Source organism: Streptomyces hesseae, from assembly GCF_031845785.1.
GTDB lineage: Bacteria > Actinomycetota > Actinomycetes > Streptomycetales > Streptomycetaceae > Streptomyces > Streptomyces hesseae.
In genome coordinates this window covers 141,707-163,634 of record NZ_JAVRFI010000007.1, presented here as the reverse complement: position 1 = coordinate 163,634, position 21,928 = coordinate 141,707, and the positions used below count along the sequence as shown (strand labels likewise).

Here is a 21,928-nt window from a genome sequence, read left to right as displayed (position 1 = left end):
CGGGCCTGCCGCGGGCGCCGCGGACCCTCGCGGCCCCTCCCCGGACGGGGGTTCCACACCCCTCCCGGAGCCCCTGCCGACACCCCCCGTCGACGCCCTTCCCGGCACCCCCGAATCGGTCCTGGATCGGTCCTGAAACGGTCCTGGGCCGGTCCCGGATCGGGGTGACGTGAACCCCATCCCCTTGAAGGGACGAAAGGCATGCGCAAGCATGTTCGGGACTCGTGACGGAGATCGGACGCATGGTCATGTACGCGGTTAGGATGATCCGCGTATTCCGCTTCTGGACGGGACGTCAGGGTGCCGACCTGTCCCTCCGACCGCAAGCCCCCTTCGTCCAAGAGGAATTGATGTCTGATCACATATCCCAGGTGGTGATCTGGTGTCTGGTCGTCGCGGTGGCCGCCGTGGCGGTCCTGCTGACCCGTCAGCGCTCGATCACCGCCGGACTGCGCAGGCGCGTCGCCCAGCTGGAGGAGAGCGTCCAGGCACGTGACGAGGAGATCGGGCATCTGGTCGGTGTCCGGCTGCCCGCCGTCGCGGACGCCGTCAACCAGGAGGTGCCGCTGCCCGGGCCGCTCGACGCGCGGCTCGCCGGCACCCTCTTCGCGCTGCGCCTCCAGGATGTGATGGACCTCTTCGCCCAGGCCGTGGAGAAGGCGCAGAGCCGGGCGGACCAGTCCGCCAAGGCCGCGCTCAAGGCGTCCATGCGCGCCCTCCAGGGGCTGGCGCACGAGCAGCAGCTGGCCATCTCGGAGATGCAGGAGCGGCACGACAACCCCGACGTCCTGCGCGACCTGCTGGAGATCGACCACGCCAACGCCCAGTTCGGCCGGCGCGCACAGGCCATCGCCGTGCTCTGCGGCTCCTGGCCCGGCCGGCAGCGCGTCGCCTCCCCGCTGACCGACGTGGTCCGGGGCGCCACCTCCCGGATCCGCGACTACCGCCGCGTGCGGGTGCACAGCGGCCAGAACGAGCTCGCGGTCGTCAGCCGGGTCGTCGAGCCCGTCGTCCTCGCCGTCGCCGAGCTCCTCGACAACGCCGCCCGCCACTCCCAGCCCAACACCATCGTCGAGGTCAGCCTCCAGCCGGTGCACAACGGCGCGTGCGTCGTCATCGACGACGCGGGCGTGGGCATGGACGGCCGTGAGATCCAGGAAGCCGTCGCCATGCTCTCGGGCCGGCAGGCGGTGGACGTCTCCCGCCTCGGCGACCCGCCGCAGTTCGGCTTCCCCGTGATCGGCGTGCTCGCCGCGCGCTACGGCTTCAGCGTCTCGGTCGACACCCGCTCCCCGTACGGCGGTGTCCGCGCCGTCCTGTTCCTGCCCTCCGCGCTGCTCACCCAGCTGGAGCTGGACGGGCCCGGCACGACGCCCCTGCGGGAGCGCGGCCGGGACGAGGAGGCGCGGCACGCCCCGACCGTGCCCGCCCCGCGCGGCCCCTCCCGTCCGCGCACCCGCCAGCCGGAGCGCACCCACGCACCGCAGGAGCCGCCCGCGTACGGCGGAGGCGCGGACCGGCCCGCCGAAGGTGCCGGCATCCCGCGCTCCGCCCCGCACGCCACGCCGCAGCCGCCCGGCACCGGTACCTCTCACAACAGTGGCGCACTGCACGACACCGCGCACAACCACCCCGGTGCCCCGGACAACCCCGCCACTCCGCATGCCACCGGCGCCGCGCACGACTCCGGCACCGCACACGACTTCCCCGACACCGCGCACAACCCCGGCACCCCGCCCCCCGCCGGCAACCCGCACGTCACCGGCTCCACCGCCGGTGGGCTGCCCAAGCGCCGCCGCAGGCAGCCCGCGCCCGGACAGCAGCGTCACTCCCGGCCGGCCGCGCCGATGCCGCCCACCGACCTTCCCCCGGAGCGCTCGGCGGAGGAGACCGCCCGGCGCATGGGCGCGTTCGCCCGCGGCACCCGCACCGGCCGCACCGGTGAGCACCACTTCCCGCCGCTGCCCGGCGCCCCTGGCGCCCCCGGCGACCGGGACGCCCGGCCCGCCGGCCGGGTCCCCGGCCCCGGACCGCTGCCGGAACAGCTTCCGCTGCCGGAACGGCTTCCACAGGCCGACGCCCACGCCCCCACCCCCGTAGAAGACGAAGGGAACCCGCACGCGTGAACGACCACATGAACAAAGAGCTGGGCTGGATGCTGGACGAGGTCGTCAAGATGCCGGAGGCCCGGCACGCGATCCTGCTCTCCGCCGACGGCATGCTGCGCGCCCACTCCCAGGGCATCGACCGCGACGAGGCCGAGCGCCAGGCGGCCGCCCTCTCCGGGCTCCAGTCCATCAGCCGCTCCACCACCGAGTTCTGCACCCACCCGCAGAACCAGGACAGCCCGTGGCGGCAGACGCTCATCGAGTTCGCCCACGGCTACGTCTTCCTCATCGCCGCCGGCCCCGGCGCCTACCTCGCCGTCTCGGCGAGCGAGAACGTCGACATGGAAGCCGTCACCTACCGCATGCAGAAGACCGTCGACAGGCTCGGCAAGGAACTGGTGAGCCCGCCCCGGCAGGGCATGGGCGCCTGGCAGGGCGGCCCGGGCAGCCAGGCATGACCCCGCCGGCGCCGCGACGCGACAAAGGGCTGGTCCGCCCGTATGTCGTCACCGAGGGCCGCTCCCACCCCACGCGCAACACCTTTGACCTCGTCACCCTGGTGATGGCGCATGAGGACCGGCCGCTCGGCGGCCTCAGTCCGGAGAAGCACGCCCTCATGGAGCTCTGTCTCGGCGGCGCCCTGTCCGTCGCCGAGATCGCCGGTCATCTGATGCTGCCCGTCAGCGTCGTCAAGGTGCTGCTCGGCGATCTCGTCGACAGCGGCCACCTCTCCACCCGGGCCCCCATTCCCTCGGCAGAGCTGCCCGAGGCCCAGATCCTCCAGGAGGTGCTCGATGGACTCCGCGCTCGCCTCTGACGGAGCCGTCTACCTGCCCCGTACCGTCCGGACCGCGGCGAAGATCCTCGTCGTGGGGCACTTCGCGGTCGGCAAGACCACCTTCGTCGGCTCGCTGTCGGAGATCCGGCCGCTGCGCACCGAGGAGACCATGACCCAGGCCGGCGCGTTCGTCGACGACCTGGCCGGTATCGACGGCAAGACCACCACGACCGTCGCCATGGACTTCGGCCGGCTCACCCTCAGCGAGAGCCTCGTCCTCTATCTCTTCGGCGCGCCCGGCCAGCAGCGCTTCACCCGGCTCTGGCAGGACATGACCCATGGCGCGCTCGGCGCGCTCGTCCTCGCCGACACCCGGCGGCTGGACCAGTCCTTCGAGGTCATGGGGCTGCTGGAGGAGCTCGGACTGCCGTACGCGGTCGCCGTCAACCACTTCGACGGCGCCCCCGCGTACCCCGACGAGGAGATCCGCGAGGCCCTCGACCTGCTCCCGGAGACCCCGCTGATCACCTGTGACGCCCGTGACCGGGTCTCCTCGACCCGCGCCCTGATCACCCTCGTCGAATACCTCAGCGCCCGCATCGCCCAGGAGCACGTGTGACCTTCCGCCCGGACGCACCACCCCCCGGGTGCCCCGCGCACCAGGCGCCGCCCACGCCCCACCCCTCGCAGGCGCCGCCGGCGACGTACACCCCGCTCTACGGGCCCGACTTCGCCGCCGACCCGCACGTCGTCTACCAGCGGCTGCGGCAGTACGGGCCCGCCGCGCCCGTGGAGCTCTCCCCCCGGGTCAAGGCCGTCCTCGTCACCGACTACCGCGCCGCGCTGGAGGTCCTGCGCAGCCCCGACCGGTTCGTCAAGGACGCCCGCCACTGGCGCGCCCTCGCCGACGGCCGTGTCGAGGCGGACAACCCGGTGGTGCCGATGATGGCCTACCGGCCCAACTGTCTGTTCTCCGACGGCGACCACCACCGCCGCTACCGCCAGGCCGTCGACGACAGCCTCGCCCGGATCGACCCCAACGCGCTGCGCGGCTATGTCGAGCGCAGCGCCGACAGCCTCATCGACCGTTTCACCGCGCTCGGCGAGGCCGACCTGCTCGGCAGCTACGCCAAGACCCTCCCGCTGCTGGTCTTCCAGCAGCTCTTCGGCTGCCCGCCCGAGCTCGGCGACCGGCTCGTCGAGGGCTTCTCCGGCATCTTCGACGGCGTCGACGCCGAGCGCGCCGACGCCCTGATCACCAGCAGCCTCCTGGAGCTCATCGCCCTCAAGCGCCGGCAGCCCGGTGCGGACGTGATCTCCTGGCTGATGGCCCACCCCGTCCAGCTCAGCGACGAGGAGATGCTCCATCAGCTCGTCGTCCTGATCGGCGCGGGCACCGAGCCCCAGCAGAACCTGATCGCCAACGCGCTGCGGCTGCTGCTCTCCGACGACCGCTTCGCAGGCGACCTCGCCGGGGGCAGCCTGCCCGTCGACGACGCCCTCGACGAGGTCCTCTGGCTCGACCCGCCCATGGCCAACTACGCCGTCCACTACCCCCTGACCGACGACAGCCTCGGCGACGTCCCGCTGCGCGCGGGCGAGCCCGTCGTGGTCAGCTTCGCCGCCGCCAACACCGACCCCGCCCTGCGCACCGGCCACCCGGCCGGCAGCCGGGCCGGCAACCGTGCCCACCTCGCCTGGAGCGCGGGCCCCCACCACTGCCCCGCCAAGGACCCCGCCCGGCTCATCGCGGCCGCCGCCGTCGAGCGGCTGCTGGACCGGCTCCCGGACCTGGAGCTGGCCGTGCCCGCCGACCGGCTCGTCTGGCGGCCCGGCCCGTTCCACCGCGCGCTCACCGCGCTGCCGGTGCGCTTCCCCCCGGTGCCCGTCCCCGTACCGGCGCCCCCGCCCGTACACCCCGGTATGGCCCCCCGCCCTCAGCCGTCCGCGCCGACCCCGGCCGAGACCTCTGGAGACCGCCGATGGACCGCCCCACATGCCCCGTCGCCATCGATCCCGCCGGCCGTGACATCCACGGCGAGGCCGCCCGCCTCCGCGCCCTCGGGGAAGCGGTCCCCGTGGAGCTTCCTGGGGGCGTGGTGGCGTGGGCAGTGACCAGCCAGCCACTGCTCAAGCGGCTGCTGACCGACCCGAGGGTCTCCAAGGACCCGAACCGGCACTGGCCCGCCTGGATCAACGGCGAGATCTCCCCGGAGTGGCCGCTCTACACCTGGGTCGCGGTGACCAATATGTTCACCGCCTACGGAAGTGACCACAAGCGGCTGCGCACCCTCGTCGCCAAGGCCTTCACCGCCCGCCGCACCGCCGCCCTGCGCCCGCGGATCGAGCGGATGGCGGCGGACCTCCTCGACCGCCTCGACGCCACCCCGCCCGGCGCGGTCGTCGACCTGCGCGAGGAGTACGCCTACCCCATCCCCATCCAGGTCATCTGCGAGCTCTTCGGCGTCGAGGACGAGTCCATGCGGGAGGGCCTGCGCCGCTGCGTCGACTCGATCTTCCACACCTCCGCCGACCCGGAGGAGGTCACCGCCACCTACAGCGAGCTCTACGGCCTGCTGCGCGGCCTCGTCGCCCTCAAACGGGAGACCCCCGGCGACGACATGACCAGCGTGCTGATCTCCGCCCGCGACGAGGAGGACGGGAGACTGGGCGAGCAGGAGCTCGTCGACACCCTCCTGCTGATGATCGGCGCGGGCCACGAGACCACCGTCAACCTCCTCGACAACGCCATCCACGCCCTGCTCACCCACCCCGAGCAGCTCGCCCTCGTCCGCGACGGCAAGGCCGGCTGGGACGACGTGATCGAGGAGACCCTGCGCGTCCAGGCACCCGTCGCCAACCTCCCGCTGCGCTACGCGGTGGAGGACATCGAGCTGGACGGGGGAGTGGTGCTGCGCAAGGGCGACGCCATCGTCGCCGCCTACGCCGCCGCGGGCCGCGACCCCGGTCTCTACGGCGACGACGGCGGTCGTTTCGATGTGATGCGTGCCACCAAGGAGCACCTCTCCTTCGGTCACGGCGTGCATTTCTGCCTCGGCGCCCCGCTGGCCCGGCTGGAGGCGGCCGTCGCGCTGCCCGCGCTCTTCGCCCGCTTCCCCGAGATGTCGCCGGCGGCGGCCCCGGACAAGCTCAGCCCGGTGGAGTCCTTCATCTCCAACGGCCATCGCGCGCTGCCCGTAAGGCTGCGACCGTAGTCAGCATTTGAACTGCCCTTTACCTACCGGGAGTGATCGCGTAGCGTACGCAGGATCGACTCCCGGTGGGTGGCGGGTGGGCGTCGGCCATATCGAACCCTTACGATCCTCTGCGTGTCCAAACTGACCGACCTGCCGAAACGGATCCTCATCGGCCGGGCGTTGCACAGCAACAAGCTGGGAGAAACCCTTCTCCCCAAGCGCATCGCCCTTCCCGTCTTCGCCTCCGACCCGCTCTCCTCCGTGGCGTACGCGCCGGGCGAAGTGCTTCTCGTGCTGTCCGTGGCGGGCGTGTCCGCCTACCACTTCAGCCCATGGATCGCGGTGGCGGTCGTCGTGCTGATGTTCACGGTGGTCGCCTCGTACCGCCAGAACGTCCACGCCTACCCGAGCGGCGGCGGCGACTACGAGGTCGCCAACGTCAACCTCGGCCCCAGGGCGGGCCTGACCGTCGCCAGCGCCCTGCTCGTCGACTACGTCCTGACCGTCGCGGTCTCCATCGCCTCCGGCATCGAGAACCTCGGCTCCGCCATCCCCTTCGTCGTCGAGCACAAGACCGCGTGCGCCATCGCCGTGATCGTGCTGCTGACCCTGATGAACCTCCGGGGCGTCAAGGAGTCCGGCAAGCTCTTCGCGATCCCCACCTATGTCTTCGTCGGCGGCGTCTTTGTGATGATCGCCTGGGGTGCCTACCGCGGCCTGGTCGCGGGCGACACCATGAAGGCCCCCACCGCCGACTACACGATCAACGCCGAGCACACGGGCCTCGCGGGCTTCGCCCTCGTCTTCCTGCTGCTCCGCGCCTTCTCCTCCGGCTGCGCCGCGCTCACCGGCGTCGAGGCGATCAGCAACGGCGTCCCCGCCTTCCGCAAGCCGAAGTCCAAGAACGCCGCCAGCACCCTGGCCCTGATGGGCGGCCTGGCCGTCACCATGTTCTGCGGCATCATCGCCCTGGCCCTGGCCACCAAGGTGCGGATGGCCGAGAACCCGGCCACCGACCTGCTGAAGAACGGCACACCGGTCGGCGACGGCTACACCCAGAACCCGGTGATCTCGCAGGTCGCCGAGGCCGTCTTCGGCAACGGATCGTTCCTCTTCATCGTGCTGGCGGCCGCCACCGCGCTGGTGCTGTTCCTCGCGGCCAACACCGCGTACAACGGCTTCCCGCTGCTCGGCTCGATCCTCGCCCAGGACCGCTACCTGCCGCGCCAGCTCCACACCCGCGGCGACCGGCTCGCGTTCTCCAACGGCATCGTGCTGCTGGCCGGCGCCGCCGCCGTCCTGACGTACATCTACGGCGCGGACTCCACCAAGCTGATCCAGCTGTACATCGTCGGCGTCTTCGTCTCCTTCACCCTGAGCCAGACCGGCATGGTCCGGCACTGGAACCGCCTCCTGCGGTCCGAGACCGACCCAGCCAAGCGCCGCCGCATGATGCGCTCCCGCGCCATCAACACCTTCGGCGGCCTCCTCACCGGCCTGGTCCTGGTCGTCGTGCTGGTCACGAAGTTCACCCACGGCGCCTGGGTCGCCCTCCTCGGCATGGTGATCTTCTACGCCACCATGACCGCCATCCGGCGCCACTACGACCGGGTCGCCGAGGAGATCGCCGCCCCCGACGAGCCCGGCGACGAGACCGTCCGCCCCTCCCGGGTGCACTCCATCGTCCTGGTCTCCAAGATCCACAAGCCCACCCTCCGGGCCCTGGCCTACGCCAAGCTGATGCGCTCCGACACCCTGGAGGCCGTGAGCATCAGCGTCGACGCGGCCGAGACCAAGGCCCTGCGCGACGAGTGGCAGCGGCGCGGCATAGACGTCCCGCTGAAGATCCTCGACTCGCCCTACCGCGAGATCACCCGGCCCGTCATCGACTACGTCAAGGGCCTCCGCAAGGAGAGCCCGCGCGACGCGGTCAGCGTCTACATCCCCGAGTACGTGGTCGGCCACTGGTACGAGCACCTGCTGCACAACCAGAGCGCCCTGCGCCTGAAGGGCCGCCTGCTCTTCACCGCCGGCGTGATGGTCACCTCCGTGCCGTGGCAGCTGGACTCCTCCGAGGCCGCCAAGCGGCGCGCCCGCAAGCGCGCCGAGTGGAACGCGCCGGGCGCGGTGCGCCGCGGCCCGGTCGCCGAGTCGAAGAAGGAAAAGGCCGCGACGAAGAAGTAGCGGCGCGGGGCACCGATGTCGCTGATGGGGTGCGGCGGGACGTAAACTGGACGGCTGTTGTCCAGCGGCGTCCCGCCGCACCCTTCACTTTCTGGAGTCGACCAGTCATGCAGCACGAGACCGAAGCATCGCTGGTCGGCCACGAGTACGAGGTCGAGGTCGGCCCGGTGGCCCACGGCGGCCACTGCGTGGCCCGCACGGAGTCGGGCCGGGTCCTGTTCGTACGCCACGCGCTGCCGGGCGAGCGCGTGGTGGCGAGGGTGACGGAGGGCGAGTCGACGTCCCGCTTCCTCCGCGCGGACGCGGTGGAGATCCTCTCGGCGTCCAAGGACCGAGTCCCGGCCCCCTGCCCCTTCTCCGGCCCGGGCAAGTGCGGTGGCTGCGACTGGCAGCACGCGAAGCCGGGCGCGCAGCGCCGCCTCAAGGGCGAGGTCATCGCCGAGCAGCTCCAGCGCCTCGCGGGCCTCACCCCGGAGGAGGCCGGCTGGGACGGCACGGTCATGCCGGCCGAGGGCGACAAGCTCCCGGCGGGCGAGGTCCCGGCCTGGCGCACCCGCGTCCAGTACGCGATCGACGCCGAGGGCCACGCGGGCCTGCGCAAGCACCGCTCGCACGACGTCCAGGTCATCGACCACTGCATGATCGCGGCCCCGGGCGTCACCGAGCTCGGCATCGAGAAGCGCGAGTGGCCCCAGATCGCCTCCGTCGAGGCCATCGCCGCCACCGGCTCCCACGACCGCCAGGTCATCCTCACCCCCAAGCCGGGCGGCCGCCTGCCCATCGTCGAACTCGACAAGCCGGTCTCCGTCATGCGCATCGGCGAGCGCGACAAGCAGGTCCACCCCGTCCACGGCCGCGCCTTCGTCCGCGAGCGCGCCGACGACCGCACCTACCGCGTCGGCGCCGGCGGCTTCTGGCAGGTCCACCCCCAGGCCGCCGACACCCTCGTCAAGGCCGTCATGCAGGGCCTGATGCCCCGCAAGGGCGACATGGCCCTCGACCTCTACTGCGGCGTCGGCCTCTTCGCCGGCTCCCTCGCCGAGCGCGTCGGCGACAAGGGCGCCGTCCTCGGCATCGAGTCCAGCAAGCGCGCCGTAGAGGACGCCCGCCACAACCTCCGCGACCTGGACCGCGTCCGCATCGAACAGGGCAAGGTCGAATCCGTCCTCCCGCGCACCCGCATCGACAGCGCCGACATCGTCGTCCTGGACCCGCCGCGCGCTGGTGCGGGTCGCGAGACCGTCCGCCACCTGGCCACCCTGGGGGCGCGGCGCATCGCGTACGTGGCCTGCGACCCGGCGGCGCTTGCCCGCGACCTCAAGTACTTCGCGGAGGAGGGCTACGAGCCGGTGAAGCTGCGGGCGTTCGACCTGTTCCCGATGACGCACCATGTGGAGTGCGTGGCGATCCTGAAGCCGCTGGCGAAGGGCCTCTGACCGGTTTTCCTAGGCTGCTCAGGTGTGGCATGGTGTGGTCGACCTGTTTCCCCGGAGTGCATGACGTGGAGCCTGTCACGTGACGGATGCGCGCCTCTGACCTGCGGTTCTGCGGAGGTCATGCTGGATGAAGGGTTCGCTGGCCCGATCATCGCGGGGATGGCAAGAAGTCATTTCGACGCTGCTTCTGACGATGTGTCACGTCTATCGGTCGGCTGCTCATGCTCTGTGGAGTGCTCGTTCTCGACTCGTTGGGCGTCTCCGGGGCTGGGACTACGACTGCCTTGCCTTCGATCCCCGTGGGCATACGGAGGCCTTCCTCCGCCTGCGGAACCCGAACCCTGTGTCGCAACCGGGGCTGAGGTTTCTCCTCAGGTCGACCAGGCCGCTCTGCCATGGCGCACGATCATCCGGGCGCGGCGACTCAGCGGGCCACCACCGGGTGACGGACCGGATGGGGCGTGGAGAAGCAGGGCCGTGCGGCCTCGTAGTTGATGCCACGGGGCCGCACGGCAGTGGGGGACACGAGGCCCCTCTTCTTCCTTGTCAGAAGTTGGCGCCTGGGGCGTCCGGGGCCAGTTTCGGGTCCACGTTGTACAGCGGACGGTCCTCGATCCCCAGGGCGCGCATCAGCTCGTTGGTCGGAATCCTGTACCTGCCTCCGACGCGGAGGACGAGGCAGGGGAACTCGTCTTTGCGGATCAGCCGGTACGCGGTCGTTGAGCCGATCCCGAGTGCTCGGGCCGCCGTCCGCAGGTCCACTGCGACGGGCAGGTCGAACATCTCGGTGAAAGTGAGTCGGCCCTCTGCCGGGTCCTTCACGCTCGCCTCCCCGCAGGGCGGACCGGCCGGGTGCCCACGCGGCACCCGGACCGTCGCTTCTTCCGGGGGCCGAGGCGCGTCGAACGGTCCCGTGTCCCGTCGTCGGTGTCGACGAAGGCCCCCTTGCGCAGATGCTCCGGGCGCACCCAGAAGCGCAGCGGTGCGCACAGCCCGTCCAGGCCGTCCGGACGGTCGACCCGCACGTCTAGGCCCTCCTCGGCCGGAGCGTCCGCCTCCCCCTCGGACGCGGTGAGCGCACGATTCTCGGCGATGCGCTCGACCTGGGTAGAGGGGAGCTCCCTCAAGCCGTCGCGGGCAAAGCGCCACGCCCTGGTGCGCGCTGCGTGGATCAGGGAGGAGTCGGAGAGGCAGCTCGCGGCGTTCGGGGCCGCCAGCTCCTCCAAGAGGGCCAGGACCATCTCGGCCTCGACGTCCGACCGGTCGGCATGCAGTCGTGTGCAGACGCGGTGGACTGTCCCGGTCAACCGGGGCAGGGCCAGCCAGATCATCAGGAGCTTGCCGGTGCTGTGTGGAGCGAGGTTACTCAGCGCGGTGCGGAGTACCTCCTTCCAGACCGCGGCGGCGAACTGCGGGTCGGAACCTGGACCGTACAAGGCCTCGTGCGTCTCGGCGGCGGACAGCCGGACCGGCTCCGCCCCCTCGGTGTCGCTAGGAATGGTCACTAGGACCGCCTCGTCGACCCGGGGTTCGTCGAAGTGCCGCCGCACCGAGGCGAACATACTGCTGGATGGTAGATACATCAGGAAAAATCCTCTCTCTGGGCTGAGAGTGCCGGAGGTGCCGCGGTTCTGGACGGGTTGAAGTCCTGTGGGGTGGTTACATCACCCCAGATGCGGACGGACCAGGAAAAATCCCCAGGCGTCCCACTTTGATGCGTACGTATGCGGTGTTGGTCATGCCGACCGGGAATCGCCGCCTTCGACCACGAGCGTGTGACAGATGCGGAAAGGTCGCGAGCTCGCCAGTCACAGGAGTTCGGAGGGGTGGGACCGAGGTGGGTGGGTGCCCGCCCGGGACGGGCACCCACGAGCTTTCGAGGTCAGGCGGTCTCGGAGGGCGAAGCGTCCGGCACCTCGGAGTGCGGGGTCGCCTGCGTGGTGCCCTCAGGGCGGACGACCGCCCGCCGGCGGCGGCTCGGCGGCCAGTCGGGGGACTGGCGCAGACGGCTCGCCCGACGGTTGCGCTGACGGTTGTTCATAGGGCCTGTGGTTCCTTCCTGATGGATCGATGTATGGCTACGCCGCCATTCGCGCTTCTGCGAGCGGCTGGTGCCATCGTGCCCGGGGCCGGGAGGAGGCCGCAGAGCGGAAACTGAGGGAAAACTGAGACCTGGGGGCGTGAAGGAGCAAGCGCGTGTGAAGCGGCACACCGCAGCGCACAGATGAAGTGGGCGCCGTCGAGGGGCGGGACCACTGCTTGCAGCGCGGAGAAGGGAAAGGCGATGGAGGGGCACGTGCTGGGCCCGGTCAGAGCCGAAGGGAACAGCGGCGGAAGGGTCTCCGTAGGTTCGAAGCCGGCCGCGCTGTTCGCGCTTCTGGTGACATCACCGGGCTACCGATGCACCAGGAAGGAGATCGCCGAAGTCCTCTGGGAGGAGGACGAGAACGCCGGCGACCGGGTGGACCGTGCCGTCTCCGACCTGCGGAAGCAACTGGGCCGGGAGGTTGTGCCCCATGGCGGCAGGTCGGGTTACTGCACGCTCCGTGTGCCGGAGGGCAGCGTCGATCTGCTCCGCTTCCGCGGCAGGGTGGCGAAAGCTAAGGAGCTGAGCCATCCAGAGCGCTTCGAGCAGCTCGGTGCGGCCCTGGAGGAGTGGGACGGCGACGAACCCCTGCACGGGCTGACCGCGAGCGGCTTCCATCTGCGCCGGGAGGAACTGCGGGCCGAGTTGATGGCCGCCGTGTACGCCCGGCTGGACGCCGCCTGGAAGTCCAGGGAGGAGAAATGGCTCCGCGAGGAGACGGAGAAGTGGTTCGAGCGCGCACCGGAACTGCCCCGGATCTTCCAGTTCTACCTGCGCGCCCACGGCGACCTGCCGGAGCGCCGGCGTGAACGGCTCATCGAGGAGTGGACGAAACGCAACGGAAAGCCGGACGCCGATTTGCAGAGCGTTATCGACGAGGTCCGGGGCGTCGCGCACCGGCCGGGCGTGACGCTTCTGCCGCCCGTCCCCGACCAGTTGCCCGGCAGCAGACGCAGGCCGGTCGGGCAGGACAATCTGATCCGCAGCCTCGTCGAGGCCGTGTGCGAGGAACAGGACGTCGGCAACCTGGCGGTGGTCCTCATCAGCGGCATGGCGGGTGTCGGGAAGAGCACGGTGGCCCACCACGTCGCCCGTCGGCTGCGGGAGCGGTTCCCCGACGGGGTGCTCTACGCCGGACTGAACGGGTTCGCCGACGGAGATGTGCAGCCCGCCGAGCCGGACGAGGTCCTGGACAGGTTCCTGGCCGCGCTGCCGCCCTACTCCACGGTGACCGGACCGGAGAGTAAGAGTGGTGCGCTGCGGTCGGCACTGGCCCACCGCTCGGTACTCATCGTCCTCGACGACGCGCTCAACGCCCAGCAAGTGCTGCCGCTGCTCCCCGGAGACGGCACCTGCGCCGTGATCGTCACCAGCCGCAACGACCTCTTGCGCCTGCAGTCCGAGAGAAAGGTGCTGTTCCGCAAGATGGAGCCGCTGCAAGAGGCGGACGCCCTTGAGGTGCTCCAGGAGAAGGTATCGGCCGAGGACCGGTCGAAGTACGCTCAGGCCTTCAGCGAGCTGGTCCGCCTCTGCGGTCGGCTGCCGCTGGCCCTCACCGTGGTGGCCCGGCTCCTGGAAGGCGGTGGGCGTCCGCTGCGTACCCTCCCCACCCTGGTGCGGGAGATGAAGGAGGAGCGGGCGAAGCTGGACACCCTGCACCTGCCGGAGCACGAACTGTCGGTCCGTGCCGCGCTGAACTGCTCCGTACGCGTGCTCGGTGCGGAGGCTCGGTTGCTGCTGTGGCAGCTCGCCGTTCATCCCGGGCCCAGCGCCTCCTGGGAGGCGGTGATGGACCTCGGGAGGGCGGCGGGCGAAGGCGGGCGTACCGACCGGGCCCTGGTGGAGCTCGTGGCGGCGAACCTGGTGGAGTCCCGGGGCGACCGCTACGGGCTGCACGACCTCGTGCGGGTCTTCGCCCGCCAGCATGTGCAGCCGGGGCCGGACGAAGAGACGGCGGATATCGAGCGAGCGACCGTACGGCAGGTGCTGGAACACCAGCTGCACAACGTCCGTGCCTGCGACCGGGTGCTCGACCACGAGCGCACCCTGCCCATTGGCGAGCCCGACGGGGTCACGGTCACCGACCCAGCGGAACCGGGGCAGGCGATGGCGTTCCTGGATGAGGAGTACTCCGCCGTCCAACGAGGCATCCGATTGGCCGCCGGCCAGGGCATCGAACGGTACCAATGGCTGCTTCCGATGGCCCTGGTCACCTATCAGTGGCGCCGTCGCCTCCTCAAAGACGTGGAAAGGAACCTCCGGTACGCCATTGACGCAGCGGAATCCGCCGCCCCGGCCGATTGCGCCATGGTCCACCGCATGCTGGCAGGGACACAGTGGCGACTCGGCAAGTACGACGTGGCCGTTGGCCACCTGCGCCGGGCCGTCCGGCTCAGTGAGGAGGACCACAGCGAGGCGGGTCGGCTGAGTCTGGCCCGGTCGTTACACCGGCTAGGGCTCACTCTGCGCAAGCAGGGCGACCGGACCGGCGCGGAGGGAGCGCTGTCCCAGGCACTGGAATTGTGCCGGGAGGTTTCCGACCCGGTCGGGGAGGCGGCCGCCCTGAACGCCCTCGGCGCGCTCCATCACGACGATGGCGAACACGAGCAGGCACTCCGACGGTGTGCTGACGCGCTAGGTGTGGTTGAGCGCACGACAGAGCGCAGCGGCCTGGCCGACGTGCTGTTCACCCTGGCCAAGGTGCACCTGGCCCGCTCCGAGCGGGACGAGGCCATTTCCCTGTACCGGCGGGCCTGCGGCATCTACCGCGAACAGGAGAACTGGCCCAACGAGGACAAGGCACGGCTGCTCTTCGCGGACGTCCTGGTGTCCGCCGGTATGACCGACGAGGCGGTACGGGAGTTGGAGAGAGTCATCGTGCTGCGCGAGCTGATGGGCGGCCAAGGTGTACGTGAAGTCCGTGAGTTGCTGGAAGGCCTAAGGTGACCCGCCCGGCCGCCGACCGCCGGGTCACCGTCACAGCCGGGGCGGATGCGTGCGGTAGTACTCGGTCGGGTCGGGGCGCAGCCGCTTCGATGGCCGCCGTGAACCCAGCCTGGGCAGGTACGGGCGGAGCCGGTCGAACACCTCACGGACATCCGCCGGGCGCTCCTCCGCCTCCCACCGGACCATCCACAGCGCGAGGGAGGCGAACTCCGGGGGAAGCTCGGCGAGCTTGTCGGCCGGCAGCACCGGGCCACCCGGTTCCGCACGCTCCTCCAGTCCGCCGTAGGGCAGCCGCATGACGGTCATTTCCAGCAGAATGCAGCCGAGCCCGAAGATGTCTGCCCGCCGCGTCAGACCTGAGGGACACGCGTCGGACTGCTCGGGGGAGGCCCAGCCACGCGTGCCGCGCTCGTGGGATGTCTCCTCACCCGCCATGATCGCGTGGCCCATGTCGATGAGACGGAGACGGCCGTCCGGTTGCACGATGACGTTCTCGGGTTTGAGATCGCAGTGCACCAGATTCCGGTCGTGCACTTGCCGCAGAATTTCGCACAGCTGGCCGATGACGGACGCGACGTTCCCGGAATGCCTAACGGGCCGGGCCGCCAACAGGACGTTCTGTAGTTGACGTCCCTGGACGAATTCCATGACTAGACATCGGCGTCCTCGGCGCGTTCCGGTGGCGATGATTTCGGGAATCTCTCGAATTCCCGTCAGCATCATCATTCGGGAGCCCTCTTCGAGCAGGTTGCTGCCGGCCCAGTGAAAATCGCTCTCGGGGCCGAGATCCCGGGCCTTCTGGAGCTTCAGCGCCACCCTTACCCCGGTTCTGCGGTCACGGCCGAGGAAGAGGTCGCCCTGACCGCCGTCACCGACCATGTCCAGCACCTCGTAGCGCTTCTCCACATTGCCGATCTCTTCGATCTCCCTCATGGCCACCCTTCTTCCCTCCGTGTGGAAATGGAGCAGGAAATGTCACAGCCATGGCTACCCCCCGACGGGGTGACCCGCACCTCCGAAGTCATCACGGTATCCGCCGGAATGTTCAAGGGGGGAGAATTCCGGTGCCCCGCCGCCGACGCCCTCAAGACCCGCGGCTACCACACCACTGACCCCGTACCGCGCCGCCGCGAGCGGTTGGAGCACTTTGCTCTGGGCCCCTTCATGGCCGCCTGCGACGCCCGCTCCCGGCCCTCCGGCAGCCCGCCCCGGACACGTACCGCGCCCTTGCACGACGGCCTGAGGGCCTGGTCGGACCATGGTGTGAACGCATACGAAGCGGCCTTCCCTGCCGACCCGGAACACCCCCTGAACGAGGTTCCCGAGCCGTGGACGTACCGCTACCGGCCGTCCGGCCCCGACCCGCGGAACGCCCAGGAGTACCGCTTCACCGTGTGGGGCCGATGCCTGGCCTCCGCCGACGGCGCCTACCGTGAGCTCCGTCTGCCCGTGCACCGACTGAACCGGGACCTGCCGCCCGACGGGTTCACCGCCGTCGTCGCCCTGGTGCTGGCCGAGGGCACCCCCGGGCCGCCGCCGGAGCACGTACGGATCGTGGAGTTCGCGCTGTTCGACGGCCATACGCGGGAGCTGTTCGCCGGCAGCCGGACGCAGGCGCTCGCCCGGTACCGCGAGCACGGCCCCGACGCCCTGGCCGGAGTGCTGGACGGACGGGAATACCGCCCCGGTTCCGCCTGCGGCGGATGCCCCTACCTGTCGGTCTGCCCGGCCCTGCGTACGGCGCCCGGACTACTGGGCATCGAGGCACCGGACAGGCCCCGCCGCACCTGGTCGGTGACCAACGGACGCAACTACCGGGCCTGCCCGGCCCGCGATCACATGCGCCGGCTGCACCTGCCCAGGGCGGACTCCGTTGAGCGCGAGGTGACGGCCGAGCGCGGCCGGGCCCTGCACGCCTATCTCGCCAACCGGCACGGCCACGGTTCGCCACGACCCTGCACGGTCGAGGTCCCCGAGAAGTGGGTGCCGGACGGATTCGACCTGCCCGACCGCGAACGCGCGCTCGGCACACTCCTGTTGCAGCGGCACGCCGCGGTCTGCCCGCTGCGGTGCGTCAGGGACGGGACGGACGTGCGGACCGAACCCCGAGTGGTGCGGCACGACACTGCCGCCGACGTGGTGGTCATCGCCGCACCCGACCTGCTCTACCGGGACGCTGACTCATGGGTATGGCGCGAGACCAAGACCTCTGCCACCAACCGGCGGCCCAACCGCCCCCTGCTGGAGTTCTACCCCCAACTGGCCCTGGCGGTCGTGCTGATCGCCCGCGGTGACCTAGGCGGCGCTGCGTCCCGTGCCCGGGTCGAGCTGGAGGTGCTGCGCCCCGGCGGTGCCGACCTGGAGATCATCGACCCCTTCACCTCCGTCAACCGGACCGCGGCGGAGGAAATCCTGCAGGCGATGGTGGCCGACTGGCACGGGGACGACCGCTACGCGGCCGTGCCCGGACGCTCCTGCGAGCGGTGCGAGGTGGCCCGATGGTGCTCGTCGTCGCCCGCTACCGAGGCCGCGGCATGAGGGCGGGGGCGGCCCGCGGGGCCGGCCGACCGGACACCGGAGAGGCGCCCGAGGGCGTGGGCAGCGCACTCTTCCGCGAACTCGCGCACATGGTGGCGGCCCTCGCCGAGGTCCAGGGACTCCGCTCATTCGTCCTGCCCTATCCCGGGCTCGCCCAGCGTGCTCTGGACCGCACAGTGATGCACTGTCTCGACGTCGGGGAGACACCGCCGAGGAGCCTTCCGGAACTGTGGGAGTGGTGCAGGACCAGGCCGGCCGACGATCCGCTCTTCGCGGTTCCCGCCTCCCTGATCACCCCGGGCACGACGCTGGTGCACCCGGTCGGCCGGATGCCGACCCGGTCGTGCCTCGAAATCGACTCGTACAGGCCGGACGGGGGCGTCGCGGCGCACGCCCGCGCGCTTCTGGGCGACCTGGAGGTGCGGTGCGTAACGGGCGAGCGCTACCGGCAGTGCCGGAGGTTCCTGGCCCGTCACCCAGTGGTCCACCAGCAGGACCGCTTCGGGCTCGGTTGGAGCAAGGCCGTCTGGAGCCGGGTCAAGAGCCTCTACGGGCCGTTGCCCGAATCCCTGCTCGTCGAAGACGTTTTCCTGCGCTGCCCCTCGTGCGGGCTCCCCGCGCTGCCGCGGGACGGGGCCGTGCCCGTACCCGGGCCGCACGCCACCGGCGCGGACATCTGGTGCGAGGGGGAGGAATGCCCGCGCAACGACGCTCCGGAACTGATCCGCGAGCCGGGCCAGGCGTGGATCCTGCGGGGTTCGCTGCGGACGTTCCTCGCACTGCCGCACCGGACCGAAGAGGCCGCCCGGGACGCACTGGATCGCGCCGGGATCGACCACGAGGCCCTGTCGGGGCCGCTGTCCGCCTACCGCCTGAGGGACACCGGTCCCGGAATCGTGGACATCCAGGTATACGACCGCCTGCAGCCGGCTCTCCTTGCCGTACATCTCACCGACGGCGCACCCCTCGCGGACCGCACCCTCGTCGTGGTCCCTGACGCGCTCGCCGGGCGGGACGGCTACCGGGAGGCCTTCACCAACGCCCTTCCCGCGCTTCTGCGGGACCGGCTGGTGCTCACCACACCCGTGGACCTCGTGCCCGACCTGGGACGGGGCCGGGGAGAGGAGAAGGACGATGCGTAGCATCACCCCGCCGCTGAACGACGTACTCCGCGCACTCCAGGCGTTCCTGGGGCCGCCCGTCCCCAAGCCCGCCCTGGAAGCCCTCTGCCAGGTGGAACTCGGCCTGTACCTCCAGCAGAAGCTGATGCCGGGCAGCCCTGCGGGCAGCGCATGGGTGCTGTTCAGCGGATACGGGTTCGCCGAGGCGTACGGCGCGCCGCTGCCACCGGACACGGCGCAGACGCTGCGTGTCGCCCGGTACTCGCTGTGGACGTTGCGTAGGAGCCGAACCTGGCGCGAGGCGCTGGATAGCTACCAGCTGTTCGACCCCAGGGTGCGCGGCTACGACGTACCGGACACCGAGTCGCCAGCCACTCGCCGCGAACTCTCCGTCGCCAGCGACCGCTTCCCCGTCTACGAGCAACTGCTGCGTGGCGCACCGCCGCTGGCTGGCAAACGTATGCCGGTCGCGGGCCAGGGCCCGCACGCCTTTCCCGTCAGCCGCACCATGGCCGTCGTCGACCTGCCGCCGGTCCCCCACACCCCCCTCGTCGCCCACGACATGGATCTGGAACCGGCCGGTGGCGGAGATCCCCTCGTCTTCACCAGGAAGAGCCTGGAGCGCACCGCGGCGGAGATGGACGCCACGTACGCCCGCACCGCCGGAGAAAAGCCGCCTCGCTGGCTGGAGCGACTGCGGGCCTTCGACCTGTCCACCAAGGAGAGCGGAACGTTCCACAAGGCCGGCACGGACGAGGACTTCACGTTCACGGTCGACGGGATCCAGCATCTGCTCGGCATCGTCGGCGTTGGTAAGAGCACGCTGCGCGACATCGTCGCCGTCCATCTCGCCAAGCTCGGCAAGCGCACCACAGTCGTGGTCACCGACGTCGCGGAGGTGCTGAAGCTCGTCCAGCTCTACAATCTCTACACCGACGACGCCGCCGCACCCGTGCTCGGCTCCTCCGGGCGGGAGCGGCACGCACAGAGGCTGCACCGCCGGCTGGCCGGCCGGGGCGAGCACCGGCTGCTTGCCCACGACGACCCTGCCTTCGCCTACCTCGGGACCTCCTGCGTGCTCAACGTCAGGCGGCAGGGCGCCATGTCGTCCACCGAGCCGCTTGCCTTCGGCGAGGCGCCCTGCTCCCGGCTCAGGCCGCCGTCGGACCCGCGGCGCGACAAGGGCGGCGGACGGGCCTCCGAATGGCAGAAGAATGCGACGAGTTGCCCGTACTGGTCGGCCTGCCCCCGGCACCACGGAGCCCGCACCCTGGTCGGCGCCCTGATCTGGGTGGCCACGCCGGCCGGACTGATCGACGCCTCGCCGCCCCGCCCCCAGAACGGCGAGCGCATCCGTTACCTGGAACTCGCCTGCCGCCGCAGCGACCTCGTGATCATCGACGAGGCCGACCGCGTGCAGATGCAGCTCGACCAGACCTTCGCACCCGCCGTCGTCCTCGCTAGTGACGAGGACAAGGGCCTCATCGACCAGCTGAGTCGACACAAGATCCGGGAACTCGCGGCGAGCGGGCGCACCCAGCTCTCCGAGCGGGACGTGGAGACCTTCGCCGCCGCCCTCAACACCGCCGGATCGGCCACCGACCGGCTGTACGCGATGCTCGTCGCTGGGTACGAGCTGCGCAACTGGGTGCGGACGGGCTACTTCAGCGCCTGGACGCTCCAGCTCGGACTGCTCGACGAACGCTACGAACTCCCCGACGGCAGCGGACCGGAACACCAGAATTACGCCCCCAGACAGGCCCTCGGCAAACTTCTCGACGCCTTCCGCGACAACCCCTTCGGCGACCGCCGCCGCAGGACGGGGGAGGACTCCAGCCAGCTCACCGCCCTCCTCAACGAACTGCTCCACACCGGCAATCCGGAGAACACCCGGCGCCACCTGACCGAGGTCATGGACGAGGTCTTCCGCATCGACCCGCAGTACATGACGGCTCGGAAGCAGAAGTACAAAGAGGAGTACGACGAGTGGAAGCGCGAGGAGGAAGAACGGCAGAAGAAACGTGGGCATCGCCGGAAGCCCAAGCCGCCGCCCCAGACCCCCGAGCAGTGGCGGCAGAAGCTCGCCGAACGCTTCGAGTTCACGCTGCTGCTCAGCGCCCTGGAACCCCGGCTCGCCATGATCAACGCCATGTGGCCCCGCGTCGAGGCCGCCCTTAGCCTGGGCTTCAACACGATGTACCGTCGGCCGCTCGACTACGGCCCGATGGTGCCCGAGGCCCCGATGGGCAACGTACTCGGCTTCCAGTTCCGGGTCCCAGGCGAGGACAATGGCGGAGTCCGCAGCGGCGAGCTGACCTTCTTCCGCTGCAGTGGCGTCGGACGTGAGCTGCTGCGCGCCATGCCCCACCTGGCCTCCGTCGACGGTCGACCCGGCGCCCATCTGCTGCTCATGTCCGGCAGCAGCTGGGCGGGCGCGTCCAGCCGCTACCACGTCTGTGTCCCGGTCGGTGTGATCATCGAGCCGCCGGCCGAGGTGACCGAACGCATCGCGGACGAGAGCCTGATGCGCTTCGAGTTCATCGACGACGGCGACGAGAAACTGCGGCTGTCGGGAACCCACCCGGACGACCGCCCCGAGAAGCTGCGCCGCATCGCCACCTACCTCGGGGCGGGGGAGTACGACGCCCCCGAAGGAGGCCCACTGGAGCGCGAGTTGCTCTCCCTTCCCCCGGGGCGAGACCAGATCCTCCTGCTGGTCGGCAGTTACACCGAGGCGCGTATCGTGGCCGACACCCTGCACAACCTCAACTCTCGCTGGCGCGACAGCGTGCTGTGCCTGGTCTCGGATGACGAGGAGATCGCCCCGGAGGACGAGGCGCCGTCCGCCTACCGCGCCCGGTCACTGCGCCGGGGCGACGTCGAGCACCTGGAGGACCTCGACGCGGACATCCTCGTGGCGCCCCTGCTTGCCGTGGAGCGGGGCCACAACATCCTCAACGATGATGACGAGGCGGCCATCGGCACGGTCTACTTCCTGGCACGGCCCAATCCGCACCCCGAGGACCTGTCCCTGGCCGTCCATGCCGTCAACGATTGGATCGTCCGCGCCGTCACCGGCGGTGACTTCGACACCTGGGTACGGGGACAGGACACCGTCGAGGAAGGCGCCGACGAGGTCCGCCGCCTCGCCCGTTCGCGCTGGTATCAGGTGCTCGCCCGCTCGATGGCGTGGAGCCATCTCGGCGACGAGGTGCGGGAGCAGGTCACCTGGGACATGCTCGTCTTGATATGGCAGGTGATCGGCCGACTGGTGCGTGGCGGCGTACCGGCCCGGGTGGTCTTCGTCGACGCCGCCTTCGCCCCGAACCGCGAGGCCGTACCCCCACGCCCCGACACCCCCCGCTCCAGCCTGCTGCACAGTGCGCTCGACGTGCTGGACCCGTATTTCGACGGCGTAACGAAGAGCGCGGAGGAGCAGTTCATCGCCCGCGCCTTGTATGAACCGCTCCGGCGCATGCTCACCCGCCTGCTCGCCCCTGCACCCGCTCCGGCCCACCCGTAAGCGCCGAACTC

16 protein-coding genes are annotated in these 21,928 nt (G+C 70.6%); 12 read left to right on the top strand and 4 right to left on the bottom strand.

Annotated features, from left to right (window positions below; all coding sequences use genetic code 11):
- Nucleotides 1–350: 350 nt before the first annotated feature.
- The 8 genes from RM609_RS14055 (at nucleotide 351) to RM609_RS14020 (ending at nucleotide 9,703) form a co-directional block, all read left to right on the top strand.
- A complete protein-coding gene (locus tag RM609_RS14055) occupies nucleotides 351–2,126 on the top strand; it encodes an ATP-binding protein (protein WP_311610892.1) in 1,776 nt (591 codons plus the stop codon).
- An 8-nt stretch (nucleotides 2,127–2,134) separates the two neighbouring features.
- On the top strand, nucleotides 2,135–2,566 hold the full coding sequence (locus tag RM609_RS14050; RefSeq protein ID WP_438828436.1) for a roadblock/LC7 domain-containing protein: 432 nt from the start codon (nucleotides 2,135–2,137) through the stop codon (nucleotides 2,564–2,566).
- On the top strand, nucleotides 2,563–2,925 hold the full coding sequence (locus tag RM609_RS14045; protein ID WP_311610888.1) for a DUF742 domain-containing protein: 363 nt from the start codon (nucleotides 2,563–2,565) through the stop codon (nucleotides 2,923–2,925). The genes RM609_RS14050 and RM609_RS14045 overlap by 4 nt, the downstream gene beginning before the upstream one ends.
- Complete coding sequence (locus tag RM609_RS14040) at nucleotides 2,903–3,505, top strand: GTP-binding protein (protein WP_311610886.1); 603 nt, start codon at nucleotides 2,903–2,905, stop codon at nucleotides 3,503–3,505. Before RM609_RS14045 ends, RM609_RS14040 begins: the two co-directional genes overlap by 23 nt.
- A complete protein-coding gene (locus RM609_RS14035; protein WP_311610885.1) occupies nucleotides 3,502–5,001 on the top strand; it encodes a cytochrome P450 in 1,500 nt (499 codons plus the stop codon). The genes RM609_RS14040 and RM609_RS14035 overlap by 4 nt, the downstream gene beginning before the upstream one ends.
- Nucleotides 4,998–6,101 (top strand): cytochrome P450 family protein, encoded by a 1,104-nt coding sequence (locus RM609_RS14030; RefSeq protein ID WP_311610884.1) that lies wholly within the window; start codon nucleotides 4,998–5,000, stop codon nucleotides 6,099–6,101. The genes RM609_RS14035 and RM609_RS14030 overlap by 4 nt, the downstream gene beginning before the upstream one ends.
- A gap of 114 nt (nucleotides 6,102–6,215) precedes the next feature.
- Nucleotides 6,216–8,267: an APC family permease gene (locus tag RM609_RS14025; protein ID WP_311610883.1), complete on the top strand. Its 2,052-nt coding sequence runs from the start codon at nucleotides 6,216–6,218 to the stop codon at nucleotides 8,265–8,267.
- 107 nt (nucleotides 8,268–8,374) lie between these two features.
- A complete protein-coding gene (locus RM609_RS14020) occupies nucleotides 8,375–9,703 on the top strand; it encodes a class I SAM-dependent RNA methyltransferase (RefSeq protein ID WP_311610882.1) in 1,329 nt (442 codons plus the stop codon).
- A 546-nt stretch (nucleotides 9,704–10,249) separates the two neighbouring features.
- Here the strand turns inward: RM609_RS14020 and RM609_RS14015 are convergent.
- From RM609_RS14015 to RM609_RS14005, 3 genes are all read right to left on the bottom strand, one after another.
- Entirely contained in the window at nucleotides 10,250–10,486 is a 237-nt protein-coding gene (locus RM609_RS14015) for a helix-turn-helix domain-containing protein (RefSeq protein WP_311611076.1), read from the bottom strand.
- Between the two features lie 35 nt (nucleotides 10,487–10,521).
- Nucleotides 10,522–11,265 (bottom strand): hypothetical protein, encoded by a 744-nt coding sequence (locus RM609_RS14010; RefSeq protein WP_311610880.1) that lies wholly within the window; start codon nucleotides 11,263–11,265, stop codon nucleotides 10,522–10,524.
- A gap of 320 nt (nucleotides 11,266–11,585) precedes the next feature.
- Complete coding sequence (locus tag RM609_RS14005) at nucleotides 11,586–11,744, bottom strand: hypothetical protein (protein WP_311610879.1); 159 nt, start codon at nucleotides 11,742–11,744, stop codon at nucleotides 11,586–11,588.
- 243 nt (nucleotides 11,745–11,987) lie between these two features.
- Here RM609_RS14005 and RM609_RS14000 point away from each other — a divergent pair, with 243 nt between their 5' ends.
- Nucleotides 11,988–14,735, top strand: a complete 2,748-nt coding sequence (locus RM609_RS14000) for an AfsR/SARP family transcriptional regulator (RefSeq protein ID WP_311610877.1) — start codon at nucleotides 11,988–11,990, stop codon at nucleotides 14,733–14,735.
- A gap of 30 nt (nucleotides 14,736–14,765) precedes the next feature.
- Here RM609_RS14000 and RM609_RS13995 read toward each other — a convergent pair whose 3' ends face one another.
- Entirely contained in the window at nucleotides 14,766–15,668 is a 903-nt protein-coding gene (locus RM609_RS13995) for a serine/threonine protein kinase (RefSeq protein WP_311610876.1), read from the bottom strand.
- A gap of 108 nt (nucleotides 15,669–15,776) precedes the next feature.
- On the opposite strand from RM609_RS13995, the gene RM609_RS13990 reads away from it, so the two are divergent.
- The 3 genes from RM609_RS13990 to RM609_RS13980 are packed head-to-tail and all read left to right on the top strand — an operon-like array spanning nucleotide 15,777 to nucleotide 21,917.
- Nucleotides 15,777–17,273: a PD-(D/E)XK nuclease family protein gene (locus RM609_RS13990; protein WP_311610874.1), complete on the top strand. Its 1,497-nt coding sequence runs from the start codon at nucleotides 15,777–15,779 to the stop codon at nucleotides 17,271–17,273.
- The gene (locus RM609_RS13985) at nucleotides 17,234–18,415 is read left to right on the top strand and encodes a pPIWI_RE_Y domain-containing protein (protein ID WP_311610872.1); all 1,182 of its coding nucleotides are present in this window, start codon (nucleotides 17,234–17,236) and stop codon (nucleotides 18,413–18,415) included. Before RM609_RS13990 ends, RM609_RS13985 begins: the two co-directional genes overlap by 40 nt.
- Entirely contained in the window at nucleotides 18,408–21,917 is a 3,510-nt protein-coding gene (locus RM609_RS13980) for a pPIWI_RE_Z domain-containing protein (protein ID WP_311610871.1), read from the top strand. The genes RM609_RS13985 and RM609_RS13980 overlap by 8 nt, the downstream gene beginning before the upstream one ends.
- Nucleotides 21,918–21,928 lie beyond the last annotated feature (11 nt).

What these genes read in the sequence shown, in the direction of transcription:
- RM609_RS13980 (WP_311610871.1), top strand. Translation starts at nt 18,408, where the DNA reads ATGCGTAGCATCACCCCGCCGCTGAACGACGTACTCCGCGCACTCCAG.
- RM609_RS14045 (WP_311610888.1), top strand. Translation starts at nt 2,563, where the DNA reads ATGACCCCGCCGGCGCCGCGACGCGACAAAGGGCTGGTCCGCCCGTAT.
- RM609_RS14040 (WP_311610886.1), top strand. Translation starts at nt 2,903, where the DNA reads ATGGACTCCGCGCTCGCCTCTGACGGAGCCGTCTACCTGCCCCGTACC.
- RM609_RS14055 (WP_311610892.1), top strand. Translation starts at nt 351, where the DNA reads ATGTCTGATCACATATCCCAGGTGGTGATCTGGTGTCTGGTCGTCGCG.
- RM609_RS14005 (WP_311610879.1), bottom strand. Translation starts at nt 11,744, where the DNA reads ATGAACAACCGTCAGCGCAACCGTCGGGCGAGCCGTCTGCGCCAGTCC.
- RM609_RS13995 (WP_311610876.1), bottom strand. Translation starts at nt 15,668, where the DNA reads ATGAGGGAGATCGAAGAGATCGGCAATGTGGAGAAGCGCTACGAGGTG.
- RM609_RS14015 (WP_311611076.1), bottom strand. Translation starts at nt 10,486, where the DNA reads ATGTTCGACCTGCCCGTCGCAGTGGACCTGCGGACGGCGGCCCGAGCA.
- RM609_RS14000 (WP_311610877.1), top strand. Translation starts at nt 11,988, where the DNA reads ATGGAGGGGCACGTGCTGGGCCCGGTCAGAGCCGAAGGGAACAGCGGC.
- RM609_RS13985 (WP_311610872.1), top strand. Translation starts at nt 17,234, where the DNA reads ATGGTGCTCGTCGTCGCCCGCTACCGAGGCCGCGGCATGAGGGCGGGG.
- RM609_RS14010 (WP_311610880.1), bottom strand. Translation starts at nt 11,265, where the DNA reads ATGTTCGCCTCGGTGCGGCGGCACTTCGACGAACCCCGGGTCGACGAG.
- RM609_RS13990 (WP_311610874.1), top strand. Translation starts at nt 15,777, where the DNA reads ATGTTCAAGGGGGGAGAATTCCGGTGCCCCGCCGCCGACGCCCTCAAG.
- RM609_RS14020 (WP_311610882.1), top strand. Translation starts at nt 8,375, where the DNA reads ATGCAGCACGAGACCGAAGCATCGCTGGTCGGCCACGAGTACGAGGTC.
- RM609_RS14050 (WP_438828436.1), top strand. Translation starts at nt 2,135, where the DNA reads ATGAACAAAGAGCTGGGCTGGATGCTGGACGAGGTCGTCAAGATGCCG.